The sequence below is a fragment of the Micromonospora palomenae genome, assembly GCF_007829925.1.
Lineage (GTDB): Bacteria > Actinomycetota > Actinomycetes > Mycobacteriales > Micromonosporaceae > Micromonospora > Micromonospora purpureochromogenes.
On the sequence record NZ_VIXA01000002.1, the window covers coordinates 958,341 to 972,681 of the forward strand.

A 14,341-nucleotide genomic window follows, 5' to 3' on the forward strand; every position below is an offset into this window, starting at 1 on the left:
CGGAAGCTGCGGAGCTGAGGTGCCGGGTTTCGTGTCAACGGTCCCGGCGCTGCTGCCCCTGGCGTCGCTGCGCCATGCCGCCCTGGATCGCCTCCCAGACGCTCCGACCGGCCTGCCGCAGCGTCTCGCCCGCCTGCCCGGCGAGCTGGGACGCCTGCGCGGCTCCGCCCTGCTGCCGCCCGCCCTGGGTCGATCCGCCGCCCTCGGCGGCGCCGCGCGACTCGCGGTCGCCCGCGGTGGTACCCCGGTCGGCGGGCCGACCCCCCTCGGCGCCCGCCCGGCCGGACAGCGGCGGCGGGCCCAGCGGCGGCTCCGGCGGCGACCCCGCCGGCAACGGACCGGCCGGCGATTCCGGGCGAGGCCCCGCGGGCCGCTCCGGTGCGGTCGGCGCCGGTTGGCCGGCAGTCTGTCCGGCTGACCGGCCCTCGGGGCCTGCCGGTCTCCCACCGGGGCCTACGCCGGCCGCCGCGCCGCCCTGCTGGCCCGTCTGAACCCCCGCCTCGGCGCCCTGCCGCCCCGGCTGCCCGGCCTCAACGGCCCCACCAACCTGCGCTCCGAACGGCATCCCCTGCTGCTGCGCCACCTGCCCGGCCGGTTGGCCGGCCTGGCCGACCGGCTGTCCGGCCACCTGGCCGAGCTGGCCCACCTGCTGGCCGGCCTGGTTGACGACCGGCGTGGCCGCGTTGGCGACCCGGTCGGCCGCCCGGTTGACGTCGTTCAGCGTGAGGTTCGCGCTGTTGGCCAGCGCGGCGATGATCTGGGGGTTGCGGTCGATGGTGCTCAACGCCCGGTCCAGGATCTCCAGCACCTTCTCCAGCCGGACCTTCAGCACCGCCTCCGCGCGGACACCCTCGACGTCCAGCTCCACCTGTTCCAGGTGCACCCGCACGCCGGCGTCGAGCTGGAGCAGGTTGGCCAGCCGGGCGCGCAGCGACAGATCCGCGTCGAGCCCGTCCACCGCCAGCCGGAGCGAGTCGACGGACAGCCCGGGGACGTCCAGCAGGACGTCCGGCTCGAGCTCCGGACCCCCGCCGGTCCGGTCCGGTCCGCGCGCCGCCGCCCCGCTCTCGCTCATGCTTCCCGCTCCCTCACCCGCGGTCCGGCCGTCGGGCCACGTCAGGCGCGGTTACCCGGTTTCCCGGTGGCCATCCGTGGCGAATCCGACACGGTGGGTTCCGAACGACTGTCCGGAAGGGGGCAGTACGCGAAGCTGCACAGCGAGGCATGAGCCGGTATGGTCCGGGCCTATGGGACAGGAGATGGCGGACGTCCGGCAGGACGTCGAGCGGTACGCACTCCGCAGCACCCTCCTCGCCCCAGCGACGGCAGAGCAGGCGTTCGCGGTGTTCACCGGGGCGCTGGCCGACTGGTGGGTCCGCGAATACACCTGGTCGGGGCCGGAGGCGCTGGCCGAGCTGGGGATCGAGCCGAAGGCCGGCGGCATGCTCTACGAGATCGGCCCGTACGGATTCCGCAGCGACTGGGGTCGGGTGCTCACCTGGGATCCGCCGAAGCGGCTCGTCTTCACCTGGCAGATCGGCCCGGACCGGGTGCCGGTGCCGGATCCGGCGCGGGCCAGCGAGGTGGAGGTGCTGTTCCTGCCCGACGGGTCGGGGCAGACCCGGATCGAGGTGGAGCACCGGCACTTCGACCGGCACGGCGCGGCCGCCGAGGGCTACCGGGAGGCGCTCACCGCCGGCTGGCACGAGCTGCTCAGCCGCTACCTGGACACCCTCACCCGGTACGACGCCGAGTCGAACTGAGCCAGCCCACGGCGACACGAGCGGCAGGTGCGCCCCGGCCGGAGCCTCACCGCTGGGCCGGAAACGGGGCCGGCACGGCTCAGCCCGCGATCCCCTGGCCGCCCGCGCCGTCGACGACCCCACGACCGCCGAGGTCCGCCCGGCGGCCCGCCTCGGCCCCGGCGCCGAAGCCGGTGCCGGCCAGCCGGCGGACCGGGGCGGTACGCAGCCTCGGGTAGACCTCGGTCACCCGGCGGGCCACCCGGTCCGAACGGTCCGCCAGGACCAGCTCGACCGACGGGCCGTCCCGTTCGGCCACCGCGCCCGCCTCGGCGGCCCGCAGCCGCTCCCCGACCACCCGGGCGAAACCGGCCAGCCAGGAGCGGCGGAAGGCGGCCGGATGCTCGCCGGCCGGCACGGCCGTCCCGGACAGCCCGTGCGCGGCCTGCACCAGCAGCGACGTGAAGAGCAGGTCGACCCGTTCCAGGTCGCTGGCGAAGCCGAACAGGTGCAGGGCGAAGCCGTCGCCCCGGGCCCGGCGTACGCAGCGGCAGCGCAGCGGGTCGGCGACGGCGGCGAGCAGCCCGGCCTTGTCCCGCGCGTACGGGGCGACGACGTCGACCACCCGGTCGCCGACCGGGTCGGTGGCCGGGTCGCGGGCGGCCAGCAGCGCCCGGTCGACGCCGTAGCGGGCGATCAGCTCGGTGGCCTTGGCGGTGAAGGCCGCCGACTCGGCGGGCGTGCAGGCCGGGTCCTCGGCCTTGGCCAGCAACTTGCGCACCTTGCTCAGCATCGCCTCGGACATGTCACCAGAGCTATCACATCGGTGGGATGGTCCACTGCGGACGAACCGCCGGTACCATCACCACGCTCGGCACCCTGTCCGCAACGCAGGGTGCACCCCCATCCCTGGAGGCAACCGCATGGCATCCCCGGTCGCCCGTTTGGCGGCAACCACGGCGGCGCTGTCGCTGCTCGCCCTCGGCTCCCCCGCACAGGCCGCCCCCGAGACCAACCTGTTCGAGTCGTACGCCACCTGCTACGGCGGCGCGGTCCGCTCGTACTTCCAGACCGGCGGCTGGGGCGGCGACGCCGGCCCGTACCGCACCAGCACCCGGTGCAAGGACATCAACGTCCGCAACGCCAGCGAGTTCGGCGTCGAGGCGTGCGTGATCTTCGTGGACAAGACGGACAAGTGCAACTACCGGACGTACCTGCCGTCGAAGTCGGGCTTCATCACCGTGGCGACGAACGTGCGGGACGGGGTCCGGTTCCAGGTCCGCTTCGAGACGCTGCGCTACGAGTACGAGCCGCTGGTGGCGTACCACGCGTACTGAGGGAGGCCGGCGCGGCGCCCGAACCGGGCGCCGCGCCGTCAACCGGCCCGACTGCGCAGGGTGGCCACGGTCGAGCCGGCGAGAGTGAGCAGACAGTCCGGCAGCAGGCCGTCGGCGGCTGCCGCCCCGAACAGCGCCTCGCCGGTGTCCGCGTCGTGGTTCGCGTACGCGCTGACGAAGCGGGCCACCCAGCGGGTGTCGTAACCGGCCTCGTCGATGCCCGGAAAGTCCAGCGCGCAGGCGCCGGGCGGGGGCGGGTCGCCGACCATGGTGGCGGCCAGGCACCAGGCCACCCCGTACGCCCCGGCGAGCCCGGACCGGTCGACCACGGCGTCGAACGTTCCCACCACCGCGTCACCGTCCCCGGCCAACGCCGAACGGAGCACGGCGGTCGCGTCGTCGAGCGTCTGGTCAGGTACTTCGGTCACCTGACGCACAGTAGGACGGCGGGTCAAGCGGTGACCCGGAACAGCCCGTTGATCACGGAGCGTATCCGTGACGGATGGCCGACGCCTACCGGTGGCATCCACGCTCCCACCCGCCGCCCCGGCGCGCTATGGTGCCCAGCGGAACTCCCCAAAGGTAAGGACGACCATGCTCGTAACACGCGGCCCGCGCGCTGCCATCCTGGCGGCGGGTGCGGCGTTCCTGCTCGTCACCAGCGCCTGCGGGACGACCGACAAGCCCGAAGACACAGCCACCCAACAGGTGCGTCTGTACGGCACCGACGGCAACATGCTGAACTCCTTCGCCGGCGAGCTCAAGGAGCGCGCCGACCTGGTCGACGGCATGAAGGGCACAACCCCGCTGACGCCGCTGACGGACGACTTCAAGGACCGGCTACTGGCGGTCGATCCCAAGCTGGCCGACTTCCTCTACGCCGCCGAGGCGTACGACGCGGTCATGATCAGCGCGTTGGCGGCGCAGCTCGCCGGCAGTACCGACCCGGCGGACATCGCCAAGCAGATAGTCGGCGTGACCAACAACGGTCAGCGCTGCTCGGACGCCGAGACCTGCCTGACCCTGGCCCGCGACGGGCAGGACGTGGAATACCGCGGCCCGTCGCTGACCCGGGCCGGCTTCACGGACGAGGGCGAGCCGGCCACCGCCAGCTACGCGACGCTGCACTTCGACGCCCAGAAGATCAACGACGCGAAGACCGAGTTCGTCGGCGCGGGCTTCGAGACGGCGGCGAGCACCAAGGCCCCGCCGAAGCCCAAGAAGCAGCGCGGCGGCAAGAACGACCGCAGCGACGGCTCCCCGCTGATCCTCGGCGGCCTGCTGCCGAAGACCGGTGACCTGGCCCTGGCCAACCCGCCGCTCGCGGCGGGCGCGGCGCTGGCGGTCAGGGAGATCAACGCCGCCGGCGGCGTGCTGGGCGAGCCGATGGTGTGGATCGACGGCGACGACGGCACCAGCCCGACGGTCGCCAAGGCCACGGTCGCCTCGCACATCCGCAACAAGGTGCAGGTCATCATCGGCGCCGGCGGCTCCGGCATCTCCAGCTCGGTGCTGCCGGACGTGGTCGCCGCGGGGCGGATCCTGTTCTCCCCGTCGAACACCGACTCGGGGCTGACCCAGGCCGACGACAAGGGCCTCTACTTCCGCACCGCCCCGCCGGACAGCCTCCAGGGCCGGGCGCTGGCCGACGTGATACTGCGCGACGGTCCGCACAAGATCGTCGTGGTGGCCCGTAAGGACTCCTACGGTGAGGGTCTCCAGGAGACCGTCCGCGTTGAACTGGAGCGGGCCGGGTTCGGCAGCGACCGGGTGAAGCTGCTGACCTACGAGCCGCCGGCGGACGGCGAGGGCGCCGACGGCGTCGACTTCGTCGGCACCGCGAAGGAGATCAAGAGCTACGCCCCGGAGGCGGTACTGGTCATCGGCTTCGCCGAGTCCGCCGGGCTGATCCGGGCGTTGGACGACGCGGACGTGGCGATCCGGCACTGAGCACCGACGACGACGGCCGCACCGGGACATCCGGTGCGGCCGTCGCGCGTACGGGGTGGGTCAGCGGGAGCGGCGCCGTTCCAGGAACTCGGTCATCCGCCGCCGCTTCTCCTCGTCCTCGAAGAGCACCGCCTGGCTGACCAGGTCGAGGTGGGGGTGCGCGGCCGGCGGCGCGTCCACCGCGAGCTTGGTCAGCCGCAGCGCCAGCGCCGAGCCCTTCGCCATCTCGTCGATCAGCTCGTGCGCGCTCGGCAGCAACTCGGCCGGTTCGGCCACCACCCGGTTGACCAGGCCGATCCGCAGCGCCTCCTCGGCGTCCACCCGCCGGCCGGTGAAGAGCAGCTCCTTGGCCCGGGCCTCGCCGACCAGCGCGGGCAGCCGGTAGGTCGCGCCGGCGCCGGCCAGGATGCCCAGCCGCACCTCGGGCTGGCCGAAGACCGCCCGGGCCGTGCAGACCCGCAGGTCGCACGCGTACGCCAGCTCGGCGCCACCGCCCAGCGCCGGCCCGTCCACCGCGGCCACGCTCGGCATCGGCAGGGCCCGGATCCGGGCGAAGGCCGCCTGGTTGATCGCGGCGAGGGCGTCGGTGCGGCCGCGCTCGCGCAGCTGGCCGATGTCCGCCCCGCCGGCGAAGATGCCCTCGGTGCCGCCGGTGAGCAGCAGCAGCCGGGGCCGGGCCTCCAGTTCGGCGCAGACCTCGTGCAGTTCGCCGATCAGGTCGGCGTCGATCGCGTTGCGCTTCTCGGGCCGGTCCAGCGTCACCACCAGCCGGTCCGGCAGCTCCTCGATCCGCAGCCCGCTCACCGGTCCACCCCTTCCCCGTCGGCCTTGCGGCCGTCGACCCAGCGGTAGAAGCCCTGGCCGGACTTCTTGCCGAGCTTCCCGGCGGCGACCATCTCCACCAGCAGCGGCGGCGGCGCGAAGCGCTCGCCGTAGGCGGCCTGGAGGGTGCGCGCGATGTCGAGCCGGACGTCCAGTCCGACCAGGTCGGTGAGTTCCAGCGGACCGACCGGGTGCCGGTAGCCGAGCACCATCGCCTTGTCGATGTCGGCCGGGCTGGCCACCTGGTCGGCGACCATCCGGATCGCCTCCAGGCCGAGGGTGACCCCGAGCCGGGAGGTGGCGAAGCCGGGCATGTCGCGTACGACGACGGGGTCCTTGCCGAGCCGGCCGGCGAGCGCGACGGCCGCCTCGGTGGTCTCCCGGGCGGTCGCCGGGCCCACCACGACCTCCAGCAGGGCCATCGCCCAGACCGGGTTGAAGAAGTGCAGGCCGAGGAAGCGCTCCGGCCGCTCCAGCGGGTCGGCCAGTTCGGCGATCGGGATGCTGGAGGTGTTGCTGCCCAGCAGCACCGGGCGCAGCTTCTCGGCCTCGCGCAGCACGGCGCGCTTCAGGTCGAGCCGCTCGGGCACCGCCTCCACCACCACGTCCGGCTCCGGCGCGACCTCGGCCAGCGCCGCGCGCAGGGTCACCCGGGCCCGGTGCCCGGCGGCCTCGTCGGCGCTCAGCTTCCCGCGTTGCACGGCCCGGTCCCACAGCTCACCGAGGCGCGCGGCCGCCGCCTCCGACCGGCCCCGGTCCACCTCGACCAGTTCGACGGCGTGTCCCGCACCGGCGGCGACGTAGGCGATCCCGAGCCCCATCGTGCCGGCACCGACGACGACAAAACGACCACTCATGACGCTCCCTCGCTGCGCGCGGCGACGCGCCGGGGTCTCCGTCGCGCCCTGCCGCCCGCTCCTGGGTGCGACCCTATGCAGCAGTGCCCCGGGCGGCATGCGTGGGGGACCGCCGGACCGGGTACAGACGGCCCTCAACGTCAAGGGAAGGACGTAGCGCATGAGCCAGGCACCGGAGACCGTGGACGGCACCGGCACCAGCGAGGGTGGGGAGACCGTGGAGACGCGCGGCGACGAGCGCGTCGACCTGCTCCGCGCCGACACCAACAACGACGGGAAGACCGACGTGTGGGTGGTGGACACCGACGGTGACGGCAAGGCCGACCTGTTCCAGTTCGACACCGACGGTGACGGCAAGGTCGACATCACGATGGTCGACATCGACGAGGACGGCACCCCGGACGAGGTGGTCGACGGCGACGGCGGGCTCCCGCCGGAGCAGCTGCCCCCGACCGTGCAGGTCTAGGCCCGCGCCGGGGCCCCGGTCCGGGGTCCCGGCGGCGCGCTCAGCCCGCCAGCCGCAGGGTGGCCAGATAGTACGGGGCGTCCCGGTCGTCCACGTCGGTCAGTCGCCAGGCGGTGTCCCGGACCAGCCCGGCCAGCTCCTCGGCCGTGCAGACGAGGTAGTCGAACCATTCCGTGCCCAGCTCGCGGTAGCGCAGCCGCAGCCGCAGCTGGCCGCCGAGCCGGCCGCGCCGCCGGTTGAGTTCGTGGTAGCCGGTGTGCACCGGGTCCTTCGTGCCGTACGGGTCGGTGCCGTGCGCGATGACCTGCGCGCCGGGGGCGGCCATCGCGGCGAGCGCGGCCAGGAACGCCGCCGCCCGGTGCCGCCCCTCGATCAGCCCCAGGTTGTTGCCGAGCAGCAGGAACGTGTCGTATCGCCGGCCGTCGGCGGCGTGCTCGTCGACCGTGCCGAGGACGAGGTCGCGCACCCCCCGGTGCCGGCACACCCGCAGCGCGCCGACCGAGGTGTCCAGTCCGGTCACCGGTACGCCGCGCTCCTGGAGCAGCAGCGCGATCCGCCCGCCCCCGACGCCGATGTCGAGCGTCGCGCCCCGGGCCCGGTCCACGGCCCGGTGGTCGTACGGCTGCCAGTCCTGCGGCCCGTCGAGGTAGTGCGCGGCGGGCGCGCCGTTGATCAGCCCGTCGTCCCGTTCGATGATCTCGATGACCGGTCGGGGCAGCCGCCCGCCCACCAGCGGCCGGGGACCGATGCCGGTGTGCACGGCGTACGCGTCGCGCAGCATCTCGCCGAACACGTCGCCGATTCTCGGTTCCCCGGTCACGGGGTTCACGCTATCCGTGCGGCCGGGACGTGTCGCGGTCGTATCCTGGGCGGCGTGACCGACCTGGACCGCCTGGCGGCGGAGAAGTACGTCCTGCTGACGACGTTCCGCAAGGACGGAAGCGCGGTGCCGACCCCGGTCTGGGCGGTGCGCGACGGCGACTCGCTGGCGGTCTGGACGGCGGCGGACTCCGGCAAGGTGAAGCGGATCCGGCGCGACGGCACGGTGACGGTGGCCCCCTGCGACGTGCGGGGCCGCCCGCGCGGTACGGCGGTCCCCGGGCACGCCGTGCTCAGCTCCGCCGAGGAGACCAAGCGGGTCCGCGACCTCATCAAGCGGAAGTACCGGCTGCTGGGCCGGCTCAGCCTGCTGGGCAGCCGGCTGCGGCGGGGCGAGCGGGGCACGATCGGGATCCGGATCTCCGTCCAGGAGTGAGCGTCGGAGGCCCGGACATGGTTCAGGGGCGGTGGATCGTCGCTGTCGCGACGTCCGCCCGCCCCTGAGACCGGAACGTTTCTCGGTGTCGGTAGGTCAGTCTCCCTGACGCTGCTGCGGGATCTGCCCCTGAAGCAGGGCCCGAACCTCCGACTCGCGGTACCGACGGTGGCCGCCCAGGGTCCGGATCGCGCTGAGCTTTCCCGCCTTGGCCCACCGGGTCACCGTCTTCGGGTCGACACGGAACATCGACGCCACCTCGGCCGGCGTGAGTAGCGGCTCTGGTTCGTGCGTTCGCGATGCCATCGGTCACTCCTCCACATGTATAGACATCGGCCGGGGTCCCGCCGGCCGACGCGTCTCCCATGGTCCGGCTAGTCCCCGATGTCCGACATGGGCCGAACGGCCGAAGGTCCCTAGACGGACGGATGAACCATGCCCGATTTATCTGACTTTTACACGGCAGAAAGTACCTTATTCGGACTCATGATCACGGTTCGTGATGCGTCAACTACGAGATCGCCTCGGATCTGACCGCATCGCTGGGTGGATTCGTGGTCAGTTGCACCGCTCGAGCAGCTGCACCGCACGCCAGCGGGCCACCAGCCGGTCGTACGCCGCGGAGGCCTCCTCCGCCTCGCCCCGGGCGAGCCCGGCCAGGCCGGCGGCGACCAGCTCCGTCGAGTCGTCCGCGGTCAGCGTCTCGTCGGAGAGCAGCTGCACCAGGCCGCCGTAGTCCAGCTCCACCACCGAGCGCGGATGGAACTCCTCCAACCAGCGGGCGGCCTCCTCGACCGCCTCGGTGATGGGTGCCTCCCCGACCGACTTGCGCAGCACCGACAACGCCCGGGACGACCGGCGGCGGGCCTTGGAGATCTCCGTGCGGTAGCGCAGCGCCCGCCGCCCCGGTTGGGTGACCAGGTCCCGCTCCGCCGGCTCGAAGAGCACGAACCAGCGCAGCGGCACGCCCCAGGTGGCGATCTGCTCGTGCAGCCGCGGGACCCCGTGTTCGAGCACCCGCGCCCCGCTGCGCCAGTCGTCGACCACCGCCTTGGCCTGACCCGCCAGCACGGGCGGGACGAACGCGTCGGCGAGCACCGACGGCACCCCGTCCCGCGCGCTGAGCGCCGCCTCGGCCACCCGGATCCGCAGGTTCCACGGGCAGACCAGCAGCGTGTCGTCGGCCTCCAGGACGTACGCCTCGTCCGGCAGGTCGGGCAGCCGGGTCCAGCCTGCGCCGAGCGCCTCGATCACCGAGGTGCGCTGTCGTCCGGGGCCCTCCAGCGGGGCGACCGCCCGTCCCTCCCGCACGTAGCGCCGCCAGTACGACTGACGGTCCCGGTCGAAGGCGGTCAGCGGCTCGTAGACGCGCAGATAAGCAGCGAAGAGCGACGGCACGGCGCGATCCTCCCACGAGACGGGGCCCCAGCGCCGTCAGCGCCCGGCAGGCATGACGTGGACGGCGGTGCGGCGTGGACCGATATTAGGCTCAGCAGCACCGGCAGCATCCCGCCGGCGTCGACCCAGGTCCGCGTCCCACAAGGGCGCACACCGAAACAGGAGCAAGCCATGGGCGTATTCGCGAGCACCGACGATCCGGGATCGACCGGTCACGAACAGGTCGTCTTCTGCCAGGACAAGCAGACCGGCCTCAAGGCGATCATCGGTATCTACTCGACCGCGCTGGGCCCCGCGCTCGGCGGCACCCGGTTCTACCCGTACGCCAGCGAGGAGGCGGCGCTGGCGGACGTGCTCGACCTTTCCCGCGGCATGGCGTACAAGAACGCCCTCGCCGGGCTGGACCTGGGCGGCGGCAAGGCGGTCATCTGGGGCGACCCCGAGCAGATCAAGAGCGAGGCGCTGCTGCGCGCGTACGGCCGGTTCGTCGAGTCGCTGGCCGGCCGCTACTACACCGCCTGCGACGTCGGCACCTACGTCGCCGACATGGACGTGATCGCCCGGGAGACGCGCTACGTCACCGGCCGCAGCGTGGAGCACGGCGGCGCCGGCGACTCCTCGATCCTCACCGCCTGGGGCGTGTTCCAGGGCATGCGCGCCGCCGCCGAGCACGTCTGGGGCGCGCCGACGCTGGCCGGCAAGCGGGTCGGCGTGGCCGGCCTGGGCAAGGTCGGCAAGTACCTCACCAAGCACCTGCTCGACGACGGCGCCGAGGTCGTGGCGACCGACGTCAACCCGAAGGCCCTGGAGTGGGTGCGCACCACCCACCCGCAGGTCGAGCTGGTCGACGACGCCTCCGCGCTCGTCGCCGCCGACATCGACGTGTACGCCCCGTGTGCGCTGGGCGGCGCCCTCAACGACGACACCGTGCCGGCGCTGCGCGCCAAGGTCGTCACCGGGGCGGCCAACAACCAGCTCGCCCACCCGGGCATCGAGAAGCTGCTCGCCGACCGGGGCATCCTCTACACCCCCGACTACGTGGTGAACGCCGGCGGCGTGATCCAGGTCGCCGACGAGATCGAGGGCTTCAACTTCGAGCGGGCCAAGCTGCGCGCCACGAAGATCTACGACACCACCCGGGAGATCCTGCAGCTCGCCGACGACGAGGGCGTGCCGCCGGCGGTGGCCGCCGACCGGCTGGCCGAGCGCCGGATGGCCGACGTGGGCCGGCTGCGCAGCATCCTCCTGCGCTGACGGGCGGCCCCCGGGGTGCGGGCACCGCCCCGGGCCCCGGGGCACCCCCGAGTAAGCTCCATTCGGGGAGTTCGTCACGATCTGTCCGGTGTCACGGCCGGCCCCGGCATCCGCTCCTTACCGGGTACACTCGGTGACGGCCGGATCGCTGCGACGCGCAGGGCCGGCTGACGGTAACCCGAGGTGCCGAACGGTGGCATCCCCATGTACCGTAAGAGCCACGAGAGATGCCTGACGTCATCGGGGCCCGCCTTCGGGCTGCCCCGCATTCTGTGCGAGGGGGTCGAGCCATGGGGCGCGGCCGTGCTAAGGCCAAGCAGACGAAGGTGGCCCGGGAGTTGAAGTACCACTCCCCGAACACCGACCTCACCGCCTTGCAGCGCGAACTGGCGGGTGCTGGTAAGTCTGAGCACAACTTCGACGACGACTACAAAGAGTATGTCGACGACGATGATGAGGATCACGCGGACGAAGACCCGGATCCCTGGGTTCCTCCGACCCGCTGACCTCCGGTCGCATCTGAGCACGCGGTAACTCCCCGCGTGCTCACGCATGTGCCCGACAGAAGCGGCGCCATGACCGACGATCAGGGACCTCGCCCCGCCGGAACGCTCTCCGGCCGGCCGGCAGGTCCCTGATCGCGGCCTGTTCAGCGCGGGCGGTTGTTCCAGTTGTAGAACGTCGGGATGTTCTCGAAGTGGTTCCACGCGCAGACCGCGCTGGCCCCGTCGGACCCCGACACCTCCGCCCGTGACCGACGCGCGGCCTCGGCCTCGTGGAGCAGGGCGGTAAGCCCCGGGGCGGCCTGCCGGACCCGGTCCACGACCGGATCGACGGCACCTCTCCCGACGTGCTCAGGCTGCCGGTGACTCGTGGTCTCGGGCATGCTCCAACACTCCCTCCAGTAGGCGGATCTTGCTGTTGCGGCAGTGCTCGGTCTCCGTACCGTCAAAACGCCCCAGCTCGAAGTAACGGTTGGCCGCGTGGCCGCCACCGCAGAAGCCGAAGTACGGGCAGGACGACCGGCACGCCTCGACCCCGGCCAGGAACTCGCCGACCCACGGCGTGCCCGCCGCGCCGGCCAGGATCTCGGCCAGCGGGGTCGCCAGCACGTTGCCGCTGCTGAAGTCGCCGTAGCGGGGGTGGGTGAAGCCGGCCAGCTCGGGGGAGAGCACGGTCACCGACCCGTCGTGGCCGATCGTGGGGATCGGGTCGAGCTGCCGGGGCAGCAGGTCGTCCGCCGCGCCGTCCAGCACCGCCGCGGCGTAGCGCAACGACCACTCCACCTCCCGCAGGTGAATCCGGGGCGCCCGGCGCCAGGCCGCCACCAGCTCCGCCCAGAACGCGGTCACCGTCGCCGCGTCGTGCGCGTTGCCGCGGGTGTTGACCCCCTCGGTCTCCTCGATGTTGACGCCGAGCACGTCGCAGCCGAGGTCGAGGAAGTAGTCGTACAGCTCGGTGGCGTAGCCGGGGGCGGGCCGGCTCACCACGGCGAGCGCCGAGAACGGCAGGCCGTGCCGGCGCAGCGTCGCCACCCCGCGCACGATCCGGTCGTACGCCGGCCGGCCGGCCCGGGTCACCCGGTCGCCGTTGCGCTCCCGGGGGCCGTCCACGCTCACGCTCACCCGCACCCCGTGCTCGACGAAGAACGCGCACCAGGCGTCGTCGATCAGCGTGGCGTTGGTCTGGACGTGGTGCTCCACCCGCGGCCCGAACGGGGCCATCAGGGCGGCCAGGTGCTCCCGGCCGGCCGCGAGCGGCTCACCGCCGTGCCACACCACCGAGAACCGCCCGGTGGCCGCCCACGGGTCGACGGCGGCGGCGACGGCCTCCGCGACCGCCACCGGCATCCGCCGGTCGACGGCGCGGAACGGCAGGTAGCAGTAGACGCAGTCCAGGTTGCACAGCGTCGTCGGCTGCATCACCACGTACGAGGGAACTCCGGCGATGCCCCGCATCCCCGTCACGGGCTGTGCCCGAGCAGCCATCGGCCCTCCTCCCCCGTGCCTGAGGCCCTTCAGGCTAGGCGGCGATGGCCACTCGGGTGAAGCCCTGATCAGGTGCCCGGATGATCAACGCAGCGTGATCACCCGCGGGTGTGCTGCCCGATCATCTGCACGTTGCCGGAACCCTCGATGATCTCGCCGGCCTGCCAGGCGTCGACGCCGCGACCGGTCAGGGTGGCCAGCGCCCGGTCGGCGTCCTCGGCCGAGACGATCGCGAACATGCCGACGCCCATGTTGAAGGTCGCCTCCATCTCCGGGTCCTCGATCCGGCCCTTGGACTGGATCAGGTCGAAGACCGGCTGCGGCTTCCAGGTGGAGCGGTTGACCACCGCGTCGACGTGCTCCGGCAGGACCCGCACCAGGTTGCCCGGGATACCGCCGCCGGTGACGTGGGCCAGCGCCCGCACCTCGGCCTCGGCGATCAGCTTGAGGCAGTCCTGCGCGTAGATCTTGGTCGGGGTGAGCAGCTCCTCGCCGAGGGTGCGCTGCCGGCCGAAGTCCTCGATCACCACGTCCAGCCGCATCCGGCCCGCGCCGAGCAGCACGTGCCGGACCAGGGAGTAGCCGTTGGAGTGCAGGCCCGAGGAGCGCATGGCGATCACCACGTCGCCGACCTCGACCCGCTCCGGGCTGAGGATGTCGCTCTCCTCCACCACGCCGACGCCGGTCGCGGAGATGTCGTACTCGTCGGGGCGCAGCACACCCGGGTGCTCGGCGGTCTCGCCACCGAGCAGCGCGCAGCCGGCGTACCGGCAGCCGTCGGCGATGCCGGCGCCGATCTCGGCGACCTTGTCCGGCACGACCTCGCCGGTGGCGATGTAGTCGAGCAGGAACAGCGGCTCGGCGCCGCAGGCCACCAGGTCGTCGACGACCATCGCGACCAGGTCGATGCCGACCGTGTCGTGGATGTCCATCTGCTGCGCGATCACCAGCTTGGTGCCCACGCCGTCGGTGGACGAGGCCAGGATCGGGTTCTTGTACTTCTTGGTGTCCAGGCGGAACAGGCCGGCGAAGCCGCCGAGGTCGCCCATGACCTCCGGCCGCCGGGTCTGCTTGACCTTGGACTTCAGCAGCTCGACCGCGCGGTCGCCCGCCTCGATCGACACACCGGCGTCCGCGTACGAGACCGAGCGTTTGCGCGCCGTGCGGCCGGAGCCGGCCGTCCAGGGCTGGCGGTCGCCGCCGGCGCCCGTCGGGCTGCTTCCTGCGCCGCTGCGCTCGGACACGTGCGTCACGGTTCTCCCCTTTGGTTCT

At 72.9% G+C, this 14,341-nt stretch carries 18 protein-coding genes; 7 read left to right on the forward strand and 11 right to left on the reverse strand.

The window, feature by feature from the left end; genetic code table 11:
- Positions 1–34: 34 nt before the first annotated feature.
- Positions 35–1,075 (reverse strand): hypothetical protein, encoded by a 1,041-nt coding sequence (locus tag FHX75_RS15545; RefSeq protein WP_154940634.1) that lies wholly within the window; start codon positions 1,073–1,075, stop codon positions 35–37.
- 172 nt (positions 1,076–1,247) lie between these two features.
- Here FHX75_RS15545 and FHX75_RS15550 point away from each other — a divergent pair, with 172 nt between their 5' ends.
- Positions 1,248–1,763 (forward strand): SRPBCC family protein, encoded by a 516-nt coding sequence (locus tag FHX75_RS15550; protein ID WP_154940636.1) that lies wholly within the window; start codon positions 1,248–1,250, stop codon positions 1,761–1,763.
- Positions 1,764–1,842: 79 nt separating this feature from the next.
- Here FHX75_RS15550 and FHX75_RS15555 read toward each other — a convergent pair whose 3' ends face one another.
- Positions 1,843–2,547 (reverse strand): DUF2786 domain-containing protein, encoded by a 705-nt coding sequence (locus tag FHX75_RS15555; RefSeq protein WP_154940637.1) that lies wholly within the window; start codon positions 2,545–2,547, stop codon positions 1,843–1,845.
- A 118-nt stretch (positions 2,548–2,665) separates the two neighbouring features.
- Between FHX75_RS15555 and FHX75_RS15560 the strand changes: the two genes are divergently transcribed.
- Complete coding sequence (locus FHX75_RS15560; protein ID WP_154940639.1) at positions 2,666–3,079, forward strand: hypothetical protein; 414 nt, start codon at positions 2,666–2,668, stop codon at positions 3,077–3,079.
- Positions 3,080–3,117: 38 nt separating this feature from the next.
- Here FHX75_RS15560 and FHX75_RS15565 read toward each other — a convergent pair whose 3' ends face one another.
- Entirely contained in the window at positions 3,118–3,507 is a 390-nt protein-coding gene (locus tag FHX75_RS15565; protein WP_154940641.1) for a hypothetical protein, read from the reverse strand.
- A gap of 166 nt (positions 3,508–3,673) precedes the next feature.
- On the opposite strand from FHX75_RS15565, the gene FHX75_RS15570 reads away from it, so the two are divergent.
- On the forward strand, positions 3,674–5,029 hold the full coding sequence (locus FHX75_RS15570) for an ABC transporter substrate-binding protein (protein WP_154940643.1): 1,356 nt from the start codon (positions 3,674–3,676) through the stop codon (positions 5,027–5,029).
- A 60-nt stretch (positions 5,030–5,089) separates the two neighbouring features.
- Here FHX75_RS15570 and FHX75_RS15575 read toward each other — a convergent pair whose 3' ends face one another.
- Both FHX75_RS15575 and FHX75_RS15580 read right to left on the reverse strand, forming a co-directional pair.
- A complete protein-coding gene (locus tag FHX75_RS15575; RefSeq protein WP_154940645.1) occupies positions 5,090–5,833 on the reverse strand; it encodes an enoyl-CoA hydratase/isomerase family protein in 744 nt (247 codons plus the stop codon).
- Positions 5,830–6,708 carry a 3-hydroxyacyl-CoA dehydrogenase family protein gene (locus tag FHX75_RS15580; RefSeq protein WP_154940647.1) on the reverse strand — a complete coding sequence of 293 codons (879 nt, stop codon included), beginning with the start codon at positions 6,706–6,708 and terminating at the stop codon, positions 5,830–5,832. The genes FHX75_RS15575 and FHX75_RS15580 overlap by 4 nt, the downstream gene beginning before the upstream one ends.
- Positions 6,709–6,868: 160 nt before the next feature.
- Between FHX75_RS15580 and FHX75_RS15585 the strand changes: the two genes are divergently transcribed.
- Positions 6,869–7,174, forward strand: coding sequence for a hypothetical protein (locus tag FHX75_RS15585; protein WP_154940649.1), 306 nt, complete (start codon positions 6,869–6,871; stop codon positions 7,172–7,174).
- A 40-nt stretch (positions 7,175–7,214) separates the two neighbouring features.
- Here FHX75_RS15585 and FHX75_RS15590 read toward each other — a convergent pair whose 3' ends face one another.
- A complete protein-coding gene (locus tag FHX75_RS15590) occupies positions 7,215–7,994 on the reverse strand; it encodes a class I SAM-dependent methyltransferase (RefSeq protein WP_154940651.1) in 780 nt (259 codons plus the stop codon).
- A 54-nt stretch (positions 7,995–8,048) separates the two neighbouring features.
- Between FHX75_RS15590 and FHX75_RS15595 the strand changes: the two genes are divergently transcribed.
- The gene (locus tag FHX75_RS15595; protein ID WP_154940653.1) at positions 8,049–8,429 is read left to right on the forward strand and encodes a PPOX class F420-dependent oxidoreductase; all 381 of its coding nucleotides are present in this window, start codon (positions 8,049–8,051) and stop codon (positions 8,427–8,429) included.
- A 96-nt stretch (positions 8,430–8,525) separates the two neighbouring features.
- Here FHX75_RS15595 and FHX75_RS15600 read toward each other — a convergent pair whose 3' ends face one another.
- Both FHX75_RS15600 and FHX75_RS15605 read right to left on the reverse strand, forming a co-directional pair.
- The gene (locus FHX75_RS15600) at positions 8,526–8,735 is read right to left on the reverse strand and encodes a BldC family transcriptional regulator (RefSeq protein WP_007073996.1); all 210 of its coding nucleotides are present in this window, start codon (positions 8,733–8,735) and stop codon (positions 8,526–8,528) included.
- A 252-nt stretch (positions 8,736–8,987) separates the two neighbouring features.
- Positions 8,988–9,827 carry a DUF8083 family protein gene (locus tag FHX75_RS15605; RefSeq protein WP_154940655.1) on the reverse strand — a complete coding sequence of 280 codons (840 nt, stop codon included), beginning with the start codon at positions 9,825–9,827 and terminating at the stop codon, positions 8,988–8,990.
- Positions 9,828–9,998: 171 nt separating this feature from the next.
- On the opposite strand from FHX75_RS15605, the gene FHX75_RS15610 reads away from it, so the two are divergent.
- Positions 9,999–11,081, forward strand: coding sequence for a Glu/Leu/Phe/Val family dehydrogenase (locus tag FHX75_RS15610; RefSeq protein WP_154940658.1), 1,083 nt, complete (start codon positions 9,999–10,001; stop codon positions 11,079–11,081).
- Between the two features lie 290 nt (positions 11,082–11,371).
- On the forward strand, positions 11,372–11,587 hold the full coding sequence (locus tag FHX75_RS15615; protein ID WP_154940660.1) for a DUF3073 domain-containing protein: 216 nt from the start codon (positions 11,372–11,374) through the stop codon (positions 11,585–11,587).
- A 143-nt stretch (positions 11,588–11,730) separates the two neighbouring features.
- On the opposite strand, the gene amcA is transcribed toward FHX75_RS15615, so the two are convergent.
- The 3 genes from amcA to purM all read right to left on the reverse strand — a co-directional run bounded on the left by amcA (position 11,731) and on the right by purM (position 14,322).
- A complete protein-coding gene (amcA, locus tag FHX75_RS15620) occupies positions 11,731–11,967 on the reverse strand; it encodes a multiple cyclophane-containing RiPP AmcA (RefSeq protein WP_154940662.1) in 237 nt (78 codons plus the stop codon).
- Complete coding sequence (amcB, locus tag FHX75_RS15625) at positions 11,936–13,039, reverse strand: cyclophane-forming radical SAM peptide maturase AmcB (protein WP_342799350.1); 1,104 nt, start codon at positions 13,037–13,039, stop codon at positions 11,936–11,938. The genes amcA and amcB overlap by 32 nt, the downstream gene beginning before the upstream one ends.
- 128 nt (positions 13,040–13,167) lie before the next feature.
- On the reverse strand, positions 13,168–14,322 hold the full coding sequence (gene purM, locus FHX75_RS15630) for a phosphoribosylformylglycinamidine cyclo-ligase (protein ID WP_154940666.1): 1,155 nt from the start codon (positions 14,320–14,322) through the stop codon (positions 13,168–13,170).
- Positions 14,323–14,341 lie beyond the last annotated feature (19 nt).

What these genes read in the sequence shown, in the direction of transcription:
- FHX75_RS15545 (WP_154940634.1), bottom strand. Translation starts at nt 1,075, where the DNA reads ATGAGCGAGAGCGGGGCGGCGGCGCGCGGACCGGACCGGACCGGCGGG.
- FHX75_RS15550 (WP_154940636.1), top strand. Translation starts at nt 1,248, where the DNA reads ATGGGACAGGAGATGGCGGACGTCCGGCAGGACGTCGAGCGGTACGCA.
- FHX75_RS15555 (WP_154940637.1), bottom strand. Translation starts at nt 2,547, where the DNA reads ATGTCCGAGGCGATGCTGAGCAAGGTGCGCAAGTTGCTGGCCAAGGCC.
- FHX75_RS15560 (WP_154940639.1), top strand. Translation starts at nt 2,666, where the DNA reads ATGGCATCCCCGGTCGCCCGTTTGGCGGCAACCACGGCGGCGCTGTCG.
- FHX75_RS15570 (WP_154940643.1), top strand. Translation starts at nt 3,674, where the DNA reads ATGCTCGTAACACGCGGCCCGCGCGCTGCCATCCTGGCGGCGGGTGCG.
- FHX75_RS15580 (WP_154940647.1), bottom strand. Translation starts at nt 6,708, where the DNA reads ATGAGTGGTCGTTTTGTCGTCGTCGGTGCCGGCACGATGGGGCTCGGG.
- FHX75_RS15585 (WP_154940649.1), top strand. Translation starts at nt 6,869, where the DNA reads ATGAGCCAGGCACCGGAGACCGTGGACGGCACCGGCACCAGCGAGGGT.
- FHX75_RS15600 (WP_007073996.1), bottom strand. Translation starts at nt 8,735, where the DNA reads ATGGCATCGCGAACGCACGAACCAGAGCCGCTACTCACGCCGGCCGAG.
- FHX75_RS15610 (WP_154940658.1), top strand. Translation starts at nt 9,999, where the DNA reads ATGGGCGTATTCGCGAGCACCGACGATCCGGGATCGACCGGTCACGAA.
- FHX75_RS15615 (WP_154940660.1), top strand. Translation starts at nt 11,372, where the DNA reads ATGGGGCGCGGCCGTGCTAAGGCCAAGCAGACGAAGGTGGCCCGGGAG.
- amcA (WP_154940662.1), bottom strand. Translation starts at nt 11,967, where the DNA reads ATGCCCGAGACCACGAGTCACCGGCAGCCTGAGCACGTCGGGAGAGGT.
- amcB (WP_342799350.1), bottom strand. Translation starts at nt 13,039, where the DNA reads ATGCGGGGCATCGCCGGAGTTCCCTCGTACGTGGTGATGCAGCCGACG.